This is a genomic window from Acidimicrobiales bacterium (assembly GCA_016794585.1).
GTDB lineage: Bacteria > Actinomycetota > Acidimicrobiia > Acidimicrobiales > DATDAH01 > JAEUJM01.
In genome coordinates, this window is sequence record JAEUJM010000040.1 from 159,132 (window position 1) to 169,270 (window position 10,139).

The 10,139-nt window shown below is 72.3% G+C and carries 7 protein-coding genes; 6 read left to right on the forward strand and 1 reads right to left on the reverse strand.

Annotated features, from left to right (window positions below; all coding sequences use genetic code 11):
* Window positions 1–41: 41 nt before the first annotated feature.
* The gene (locus JNK12_19210; protein ID MBL8778077.1) at window positions 42–1,907 is read right to left on the reverse strand and encodes a polysaccharide biosynthesis protein; all 1,866 of its coding nucleotides are present in this window, start codon (window positions 1,905–1,907) and stop codon (window positions 42–44) included.
* 70 nt (window positions 1,908–1,977) lie between these two features.
* Between JNK12_19210 and JNK12_19215 the strand changes: the two genes are divergently transcribed.
* The 6 genes from JNK12_19215 to neuC are packed head-to-tail and all read left to right on the forward strand — an operon-like array spanning window position 1,978 to window position 10,119.
* Window positions 1,978–3,654 carry a polysaccharide biosynthesis tyrosine autokinase gene (locus JNK12_19215; GenBank protein ID MBL8778078.1) on the forward strand — a complete coding sequence of 559 codons (1,677 nt, stop codon included), beginning with the start codon at window positions 1,978–1,980 and terminating at the stop codon, window positions 3,652–3,654.
* Window positions 3,655–3,660: 6 nt separating this feature from the next.
* Entirely contained in the window at window positions 3,661–5,526 is a 1,866-nt protein-coding gene (asnB, locus tag JNK12_19220; GenBank protein ID MBL8778079.1) for an asparagine synthase (glutamine-hydrolyzing), read from the forward strand.
* A 25-nt stretch (window positions 5,527–5,551) separates the two neighbouring features.
* A complete protein-coding gene (locus JNK12_19225) occupies window positions 5,552–6,946 on the forward strand; it encodes an O-antigen ligase family protein (GenBank protein MBL8778080.1) in 1,395 nt (464 codons plus the stop codon).
* On the forward strand, window positions 6,943–7,989 hold the full coding sequence (locus JNK12_19230; protein ID MBL8778081.1) for an N-acetylneuraminate synthase family protein: 1,047 nt from the start codon (window positions 6,943–6,945) through the stop codon (window positions 7,987–7,989). The genes JNK12_19225 and JNK12_19230 overlap by 4 nt, the downstream gene beginning before the upstream one ends.
* Window positions 7,986–8,930: an ABC transporter permease gene (locus JNK12_19235; GenBank protein ID MBL8778082.1), complete on the forward strand. Its 945-nt coding sequence runs from the start codon at window positions 7,986–7,988 to the stop codon at window positions 8,928–8,930. Before JNK12_19230 ends, JNK12_19235 begins: the two co-directional genes overlap by 4 nt.
* Window positions 8,920–10,119 carry a UDP-N-acetylglucosamine 2-epimerase (hydrolyzing) gene (gene neuC, locus JNK12_19240; protein ID MBL8778083.1) on the forward strand — a complete coding sequence of 400 codons (1,200 nt, stop codon included), beginning with the start codon at window positions 8,920–8,922 and terminating at the stop codon, window positions 10,117–10,119. The genes JNK12_19235 and neuC overlap by 11 nt, the downstream gene beginning before the upstream one ends.
* The last annotated feature ends 20 nt before the right edge of the window (window positions 10,120–10,139 follow it).

A 10,139-nucleotide genomic window follows, 5' to 3' on the forward strand; every position in this document is an offset into this window, starting at 1 on the left:
GTCGGCCTCCGGCGCGGCCGGCCGACGACGGCCGGGCGACGTCAGGTCGGCTCGGGCTGGGGGGCGACCTCTTCGCCCGTGCGGCACAACTCGGCGAGGCGATCGACGAGCTCGGCCCCCTCCGTGCCTCTCAGCACGTCGATCACGGCGGGGGCGATGGGCTCGACCTCGACCTGTGAGATGAGCGGGTGGGCGCTCGCCGACGGGCGCTCGTGCGCCCCGATGAGCACCTCATGGAGCTTCTCCCCCGGTCGCAGGCCCGTGAAGACGACCTCGATGTGGCGGTCCGAGCGGGCCGCCATGCGGGCCGCGATGTCGGCGATGCGGACGGGCTCACCCATGTCGAGCACGAGGGCCTCGCCGCCCCGTCCGATGGCGCCGGCCTGGATGATGAGCTGCACGGCCTCCTCCACCGTCATGAAGTAGCGCGTGACATCGGGGTCGGTGACCGTGATGGGACCCCCGGCCCGGACCTGGGCCTCGAAGACGCCCATGGCCGAGCCACGGCTGTGCAACACGTTGCCGAAGCGCACGGACAAGAACGTGCCCCCGGTCCGGCGGGCCGCCGCGGCCGCCGTGAGCCGCTCGGCGATGCGCTTCGTGTAGCCGAGGACGCTCTGGGGGTCCGCCGCCTTGTCGGTCGAGACGTTGACGAAGCGGTCCACGCCGTGCTCGAGGGCGAGCTCGAGCAGGATCTGGGTGCCGATGACGTTCGTCTTGACCGCTTCGGACGGGTGGCGCTCGAGCAGGCTGAGGTGCTTGAGTGCCGCGGCGTGGAACACCACCTCGGGCCGGTGCTCGGCGAAGATCGCCGCCATCCGCTCACGGTCCCTGAGGTCGGCCACGACCAGGTTCGGTGAGTCGAGCAGCGCCCGGCCCTCGATGGCGAGCTGGACCGCGTGGAGCGCGGACTCGTCCCGATCGAGCATCACCAGCTGATCGGGGGCGAAGAGGTACAGCTGGGCGCACAGCTCGCTGCCGATGGAGCCGCCCGCACCGGTGACGAGCACCCGTCGGCCGGTGACGTAGCTCGAGATGGACGACACGTCGGTGTCCACCTCGTGGCGACCGAGCAGGTCGGACTCGCTGATGGGGCGGATGTCCTGAACGCCGACGTCGCCGCCGAACAGCTCTCGCACCGGAGGCAGCACCATCACGTCGAGCCCGGCGTCCACGGCCAGTGCCGAGAGCTCGGCGATCAGGCCGGCGCCGGCGCTGGGGATGGCGATGACGATGGCCGACGCGTCGAAGGTCTGGGCGACGTCGGCCATGCGGCTCCGGTCGCCGCTGACGGGCACCCCATTGATGCGCAGGTGCTGCTTGTAGGGATGGTCGTCGAGCAGGGCCACCGGGAGGTAGGGGCTCGACGGGTTGCGGAGCATGGCGTTGATCACCTGGAGGCCCCCCTCGCCGGCGCCGAAGACGAGCACGCGCAGCGCGGTGTCCTCCGACGGGCGCATGCGGCGCTCGAGGACGAGGCGCCAGGTGTACCGGGCGCCCGCCATGAAGAGCAGGGCGAGGCAGCCGGCCAGGATGGTGGCGCTCACCGGGATGAGGTAGTCGAACAGGAAGCGGTTGACGAAGGCGATCGAGACCGTGGCCACGACGACGCACCGGGTGAGCGCCGCGACCTCCTCGAAGCTGCCGAACCGCCACCGCCCCAGGTAGAGGCCACCGGCGGTGCCCACCACGACGTGGATCACGACCGCGATGGGGATGAGCAGGACCAGGCGCGCCCAGTTGATGTCCTCGTAAGCGAGGTCGTAGCGGAGCAGGGTGGCGAGGACGATCGCCACCGACCACGACAGGGCGTCGACGCCGGCCTGGAACCCGAACCGGTGGCGGATCAGCAACCGCCAACGGGACGCGGCGTCGGGCGCCTCGTACGCCGCGTGGTCTCGTGCCAACCCGCCTCCTCCCCATCCTCGTGCTGGTGAAACAGTCCGCCTGGGCCGAGAGGTTAGGCTCACCCGGCTCATGTACACGCAGAACGCGTCCCACGAACGTACCAACTTCGACCTCCGCGACGCGATCGCCGTTCTGCGACGCCGAAAGTGGACGATCATCGTCGTCGTGCTCGTGGTGCTCGGGCTCGGCGCGGTCATGTCCTATCGGAAGAGCCCCGTGTACGAGGCCCAGGCATCGCTCCTGCTCCGGGCGGCGTCGGCCACCTCGGTGCTCGCCGAGCAGACCTCCAGCGACCCCGAGCGCCGCGTCCAGAACGAGGCCGAGCTGCTCCAGGGCGCCCGCACCGCCGCGGAGGTGGAGCAGCGCCTCGGCTTCGGGGCGGGCATCAGCGTGGCCGCGGGCGGCGACAGCGACGTCATCGAGATCACCGCGTCGAGCGGCGACCCCGAGCGCGCCGCGCTCATCGCCAACACCTACGCGGAGGCCCACCGGGACCTCCGCAAGCAGGACAACCTGGTCGCCATCGACGGGGCTCGCCGCGAGGTGCAGCTCCAGCTCGACGAGATCGAGGCCTCCGTGGCCGCCAACGCGCAGCAGCTGGCCGACCTGTCGACTCGCCGCCAGCTCGAGGTCGACCCCGTGATCCAGGCCGACCTCGACAAGCAGATCACCGCGACGCAGCAGGCCGGTGAGGCACTCCTGCGCAACCGCCAGCCCTACACCGACCAGCTCGGCCAACTCGAGATCGAGGCCGATCTGGCGAGCGAGAACGCCCCGCTCCAGATCCTCGCGCCCGCCTCCGCACCGGGTGGGCCGGTGTCGCCCGACCATCGCCAGGATCTCACCGTCACCCTCGTGCTCGGGATCCTCCTCGGCATCGCGGTGGCCTTCGTGCAGGAGCACCTCGACGACTCGGTGCGCAACGTCAACGACCTGGCCAAGGTCACGGGCGGCCTCCCCTCACTCGCCATCATCCCCCGCCACGAGAGCCCGGTCGAAGGCGAGATGCCGCCCATCCTCACGGCCACGAAACCCATGTCCCACACGGCCGAGTCCTACCGGTCGCTGCGGACCTCGGTGGAGTTCCTGGCGCTCGAGAAACGCATGCAGACCATCCAGGTGACCAGCGCCCAGGCCGGCGAGGGGAAGACGAGCACCGTGGTGAACCTCGCGGTCGCGTTCGCCCAGGCCGGGGAGAAGGTCATCGTCGTCGACTGCGACCTCCGCCGCCCGCGCCTGCACGAGTACTTCGGCCTCGACCGCCACCTGGGGTTCACCTCGGTGCTGTTGAACGAGCGCGGCCTCGACGAGGTCGTGCGGGCGGCACCCGGGTTCGAGAACCTCCAGGTGCTGTGCTCGGGCCCGTTGGCGCCCAACCCGTCCGAGTTGCTCGGCGGCGAGCGCTTCGCCGAGATCGTCCGCAAGCTGAGCACCGACCACACCGTCGTGCTCATCGACTCGCCGCCGGTGCTCCCGGTGACCGACGCCCTCGTGCTCTCCCGCGTCGCCGACGCCACCATCGTGGTGGCCTCCTCGGGGACGTCGAGCAAGCGCCGCTTCGCCCGTTCGGTGGATTCGCTGCGCCAGGTCGGCGCGCCGCTCGTGGGCTCGGTGCTCAACTCGGCACCGCTGGACGTGGCCTACGGCTACGTCGACTACGGGTACGTCGCCTACGGCGCGGGCTCGGGCACCGAGCCGACGCACTGGTGGCAGCGCGCCAAGAAGCGCGAGCGGCAGCGGGTCTAGCCCGCCATGTGCGGGATCGCCGGGGTGCTGCGGGCCGAGGGGCGTGCCGCCGACCCCACCGTGCTCGTGGCGATGCGGCGGGCGCTCGACCACCGAGGCCCCGACCAGGCCGGCGCGCTGGTGGACGGCCCTCTCGCCATGGCGGCCGCGCGGCTCAGCCTGGTCGACCTCACCGACGCGGGGGCGCAGCCCTTCGCCGACGACGACGCCGCGCTCACCTTCAACGGCGAGATCTACAACCACCGCTCCCTCGCGGCGGCGCTGGCGGCCGAGGGCGTCGCCTTCCGTGGCCACTCCGACACCGAAGTGCTCTTCCACGCCCTCGGTCGATGGGGGGTCGAGGCCACCCTCCCCCGGCTGCGCGGCATGTTCGCCTTCGCCTACGCCGACCGACGCCACGGCACGGTCTGGCTGGTCCGTGACCGCCTCGGCATCAAGCCCCTCGTGTGGACCGAGCACGGCGGCGACATCGCCTGGGCCTCGGAGGCCAAGGCCCTGGCCCCCGTGCGGGCCCTCGCGGTGGACCCCGTGCAGGCCGTGTTCGCGGTCACCGGCCGCATCGAGCGCTCGGCCCATCTGAGCGCGTTCACCGACGTGCGCCGGCTGCCCGCGGGTCACCTGGCGAAGCTGCAGCCTGGCCACCCGGTGACGCCGCGGCCCTGGTGGCGGCTCGTGGACGACGTGGACGAGGACGCTCACCGTGGGCTGGGGGCGCTCGGTCCCGAGGCGCAGGCGGACCGGCTGCTCACCCTCCTCGACGAAGCGACGGCGGCGACCTCGTCGGGCGACGCCGACCTGGCGACCTTCGTGTCGGGAGGTGTGGACTCCGCGCTCCTCGCGGCCTTGGCGCCCGAACGGTCGCAGGCGCTGTACAACGCGGACGTGGGCGGCGACCGATCCGAGCGCACCGCCGCCGAGGAGGTGGCCGCCCACCTCGGTCGGCCGCTGGCCGTGGCCCCCTTCCCCTCAGGCGCCCTGCTCGACGACTGGGCGCTGGCCACCTGGCACGCCGAGGCGCCGGTCGTCACCCACGTGAACGCCCTTCCCTTCCGCCGCCTCGCCGCCACGGCCCGTGCCGATGGCGTCAAGGCCGCGCTCACCGGCGAGGGCGCGGACGAGCTCTTCTACGGCTACGGCCAGGCCGCGGCCGGCGGCCTGGCCCGGGTCGCCACCGCACCCGTCGACGCGGTCCGCCGGGCCGTCACGCGCCTTCCGGGACCACTGGGGGCGGCCCTGGCGCGCCGGACCACGAGCCAGGCCGACTTCCTCGTCGACCTCGCCGGCGGCTTCGCCTCCCGGCACCTCGCCGACGAGGCCGCCGAGGCCTTCTCGTTCCTGCCCCCGAGCGAAGCCCGTCGCCACGGCGAGGTGCTCGTCTGGCTGGGCGACCACCTCCCGACCCTGCTCCACCGCAACGACGCGATGGGCATGGCGGCTGGGCTGGAGGCCCGCTTCCCGTACCTCGACGAAGACGTGGTCGCGTTCGGGATCAACCTGCCGGTGCAGGCCAAGGTGGCCGTGGGGCGCCGCCTCGGCGATCGCCGCCACCCGTTCCTGGTGGACAAGGCCGTGGTCCGGGCCGCCGCCGGCCGCTGCCTGCCGCCCACCATCGCGCGACGCGAGAAGCTGGGCTTCCCCGTCCACGGCCACGATCGGATCCGCACGACCCGCGCGTTCTGGGCCGAGGGCTACGTCGTCGACCTGCTCGGCCTACCCACCTCCGCCGTGGACCACCTCGTGGAGGGGGCCGACCCGTACCTCGCAGCCAAGCTGGCCTCGGTCGAGGTCTTCGGGCGCCTGTTCGCCCACGGGGACGACGTCGACACCGTCACGGCGCACGTGCGCTCCGCCGCGCGATGTACAGACCAGTAGCGTGGGGCGCCTTGGGGACCCCCGCGTGAGCACGACGTTCACCACACCGCCGGTCGCCGCGCCGCCCACGCCGCCCGTACGACCCCTGCCACCCGTGCTGTTGCTGGTCGGGTTGGCGGCCCACGCCCCCATCGCGATCGCGATGCAGTCGAGCCGCACCCTCGCGACCGCCCAGGCGCTGCTCACCGTCGTCGCCACCCTCTGGGTGCTGGCCGCCGCCCGGAACCCCAGCTCGGTGGTCGCGATGGCCGCCTACGTGGCGGGCTGTGAGGTGCTCTGGCGCCAGACCGAGGCCGCGGTGCCGTGGGAGATCGCCAAATACCTCCTGATGCTCATCTTCGCCGTGGGGATCGTCCGGTTCCTCGGCCGGCTCGAGCGGTGGGGGCTCGTCGGCCTCTTCGTCGCGTCGCTCGTCCCTGCCGCCGTCATCCCCGTCGTGAAGCTGGGGTTCATGGGGGCGATCGACCCCATCAGCTTCAACCTCGGCGGGCTCATCGCCCTCGCCCTCGGCGTCTTGTTCCTGTCCCGGCTCGCCGGGCCGTGGCTGTCGGTGTCCCCCGCACTGTGGGCCTTCGTGGCCCCGGTCCTCGGCATCGCCGCCCTGGCCGCCGACGGCGTCCGCTCCCTCGGCGCCTCCGACTTCTTCAACGACTCGAACTTCAAGTCCTCCGGGGGGTTCGGCCCCAACCAGGTCTCCGCCGTCCTCGGCCTCGGCGCCCTGTTCCTCGTCCTGCTGGCGCTGCGGGAGCGGCGCACGTCGATCCAGGTCGTGGCCGTGGGCCTGGCTCTCTGGTTCACCGCCCAGGCCATGCTCACGTTCTCGCGCGGCGGCGTCGTGAACCTCGCGATCGCGGTGCTCGTCGCCATCCCCTTCCTCCTCCGCCGCAGGGAGACCGCCGCCCGGGTCCTCGCCGTCGGCCTCGCCATCGTCATCGTCGGGATCGTGTTCATCCTCCCGCGTCTCGACGACTTCACCGGCGGCGCGCTCGAGCGGCGCTTCTCCCGCAGCGGCGAGGCGGAGCGCCGCGCCGAGCTCATGGCGAAGGACTACGAGACCTTCACCGAGCACCCAGGGCTCGGGGTGGGGGTGGGACAGAGCGAGTTCTACCGGATCGAACGGCGCCTGATCGCCTCGCACACCGAGTACACCCGGATGCTGGCCGAGCACGGCCTGCTCGGCGTGCTGGCCCTCGGCTGCCTCGCCGCCATGGTGGTCACCGCGTTCCTCCGCCAACGGGAGCCCTTCGGCAAGGCCTGGACGGCGGCGCTCGTCGCCTGGACCGCGCTCGAGCTCTCCCACTCGTCGACCCGACTCGCCGCCATCGCCCTCGTGTTCGCGCTGGCGCAGTTCACCCTGGTCGAGCCTCCCGTCGACCGGCCGGCGCGTCGGCCCAGCCCCTTCGCCAGGCGGGCCCGTTGAGCGCGCTCGACGCCGCGCTCGCCGGCGAGGGCCCGGTCATCGTGGCGGAGGTGGCCCAGGCCCACGACGGGAGCCTCGGCACCGCCCACGCCTACATCGACGCGGTGGCCCGCGCCGGCGCCGGCGCGGTCAAGTTCCAGACCCACCTGGCCCACGCCGAGAGCACCCGTGACGAGCCCTGGCGGGTCCCCTTCAGCCCGCAGGACGCCAGCCGCTACGAGTACTGGGAGCGGATGGCCTTCACCCCCGACCAGTGGGAGGGGCTGCGTCGGCACGCCGCCGACGCCGGACTCGCGTTCGTCAGCTCGCCGTTCTCGCTCGAAGCCGTGGCCCTGTTGGCCGACATCGGCACGGACGCCCTCAAGGTGGCTTCGGGTGAGGTCCCCCACCTCGAGCTCGTGGACGCCTGTGCGGCCACGGGCGTGCCCGTGCTCCTGTCCAGCGGCATGAGCCCGCTCGCCGAGCTCGACGACGCCGTGGCCCGCGTCCGGTCGGCCGGTGCGCCGCTCGCGGTCCTGCAATGCAGCTCGAGCTACCCCTGCCCGCCCGAGGCGGTCGGCCTCAACCTGCTGGGTGCGTTCCGTGACCGCTGGGGCTGTCCCGTCGGCCTCTCGGACCACACCGGGACGATCTATCCGGGGCTGGCCGCCGTCGCGCTCGGCGCCGACGTCGTGGAGGTGCACGTGACCCTGAGTCGCGAGGCCTTCGGCCCCGACGTGGGCTCGTCGGTCACGACCGCCGAGCTGCGCCAGCTCACCGAGGGCGCCCGGGCCATCGCCACGATGCTGCGGCATCCCGTCGACAAGGACCGCGCCGCCGCCGAGCGCTCGGACCTCCGGACGGTGTTCACCCGCAGCCTGGTCGCAGCGTCATCGCTCCCGGCCGGCCACGTCCTCGGCGCCGGCGACCTCCTCGCCAAGAAGCCGGGGGGAGGCCTGCCCCCGGGCGAGCGGGAGGCGCTCCTGGGCCGGCGCCTGCAACGGTCGTTGCAGGCCGACGAGCGCGTGACCCTCGACGCCATCGAGCCGGAGGTGGGGACGTGACCACCACCCCGGACGCGCCGTCCCCCGACGGGCCGCCGCTCGACCTCGACCCACCGGAGGCCACGCCCGACCTCCCCGAGGACGACCGACCCGCACCCCGCAGGGGGCACCCCGAGGTGTCGGTGCCCACGATCACCATCACGCCGGCCAAGGGTTGGATCCGTCTCGGCCTCGCCGACGTCTGGGCCTATCGCGAGCTCCTCTACTTCCTGACCTGGCGGGACATCAAGGTCCGGTACAAGCAGACCGCGCTCGGCGCCGCGTGGGCGGTCCTCCAGCCGTTCATGACCATGGTCGTGTTCAGCCTCTTCTTCGGGCGCCTGGCGGGCATCCCGTCGGAGGGGGTGCCCTACCCGGTGTTCGCTTACGCCGCTCTGGTCCCGTGGACCTTCTTCGCCAACGGGGTCACGCTCTCGTCCCAGAGCATGGTGGGCAACTCCAACCTCATCACGAAGGTGTACTTCCCGCGCCTGATCGTGCCCGTGGCGGCCGTCGTGTCGGGGCTGGTGGACTTCGGGATCGCCATGGTCGTGCTGTTCGGGATGATGGCGTTCTACGGGATCGTCCCCACCTGGCAGGTCGTCACCCTCCCCGTCTTCCTCCTGCTCGCGTTCGTGACGGCCCTCGGCGTCGGGCTGTGGCTCTCCGCCCTGAACGTCAAGTACCGGGACATCCGCTACATCGTCCCGTTCCTGATGCAGTTCTGGCTCTTCGCGACCCCGATCGCCTATCCGAGCACCCTGCTCGACGAGCCCTGGCGGACCATCTACGGCCTCAACCCGATGGTCGGCGTCGTCGAGGGCTTCCGCTGGGCCCTGCTCGACACCCGAACCGCGCCGGGGCTCACCACCCTGCTCTCGGCCGTGGCGGCGGTCGCCCTGCTCGTCTCGGGCGCGTACTACTTCCGTCGCATGGAGAAGACGTTCGCCGATGTCGTCTGAGCCCACGGGCGGGCCGGCGGGTCGCCGGGACGAGCAGCGGCGCCGGGTGTGCGTCGTCATCACCGCGCGCCCCAGCTACAGCCGCATCAAGACGGCGCTCAGCGCCCTCGACGCCCACCCAGCGGTCGACCTCCAACTGGTGGTGGGCGCCTCGGCGCTGCTCGACCGCTACGGCAGCGCGGTGCACCAGATCACCGCCGACGGCTTCACCGTGGCCGCCGAGGTGACCATGGTCCTCGAGGGGGAGAACCCGACCTCCATGGCGAAGACGACGGGGCTCGGCGTGCTCGAGCTGGCGACGGTGTTCGCCAACCTCGCCCCGGACGTGGTGGTCACGGTCGCGGACCGCTACGAGACCCTCGCCACCGCCGTGGCGGCGGCGTACATGAACATCCCGCTGGCGCACGTGCAAGGTGGCGAGGTGAGCGGCTCCATCGACGAGAAGGTGCGCCACGCGATCACCAAGCTGGCCGACGTCCACTTCCCGGCCACGCCGCTGGCCGCCGAGCGGATCATCAAGATGGGCGAGGACCCCGGCACCGTCCACGTGACGAGCTGCCCGTCGATCGACCTCGCCGCGGAGGTGGCCGCCGACCCCGCCCTCGGCTTCGACCCCTTCGAGCGCTACGGCGGGGTCGGCGCCCCGGTCGACCTGGCAGGCGGGTACCTCGTGGTGCTCCAGCACCCGGTCACGACCGAGTACGAGCAAGCACGGTCCCACGTCGGTGAGACCCTCCACGCGGTGGCCGCCACCGGCCTTCCCACGCTCTGGTTCTGGCCCAACGTCGATGCCGGCTCGGACGGCACCTCGAACGCCATCCGCGCCTTCCGGGAGATACAGCGGCCCGACAACATCCACTTCTTCAAGAACTTCGCGCCGACCGACTTCCTCCGCCTGCTCGCCAACGCCTCGGTGCTCGTGGGCAACTCGTCGGTAGGCATCCGCGAGTGCGCGTTCCTCGGCGTGCCGACGGTGAACATCGGATCGCGCCAAGGCGGCCGCGAACGGGGGCCCAACGTGGTCGACGTCGGCTACGACCGGGACGAGATCCGCCGGGCCATCGACGCCCACCGTGCCCACGGCCCCTATCCCCCCGACCACCTCTACGGCGACGGGCGGGCCGGCGAGCGCATCGCCGACCTGCTCGCCACCGTGCCCCTGAGCGTGGAGAAGCGCCTGTGCTACTGACGGCACCCCGACCGGGCGGA

Excerpts from the sequence above, each read along its gene's own strand:
- JNK12_19215 (MBL8778078.1), top strand. The coding sequence starts at position 1,978 with ATGTACACGCAGAACGCGTCCCACGAACGTACCAACTTCGACCTCCGC.
- asnB (MBL8778079.1), top strand. The coding sequence starts at position 3,661 with ATGTGCGGGATCGCCGGGGTGCTGCGGGCCGAGGGGCGTGCCGCCGAC.
- neuC (MBL8778083.1), top strand. The coding sequence starts at position 8,920 with ATGTCGTCTGAGCCCACGGGCGGGCCGGCGGGTCGCCGGGACGAGCAG.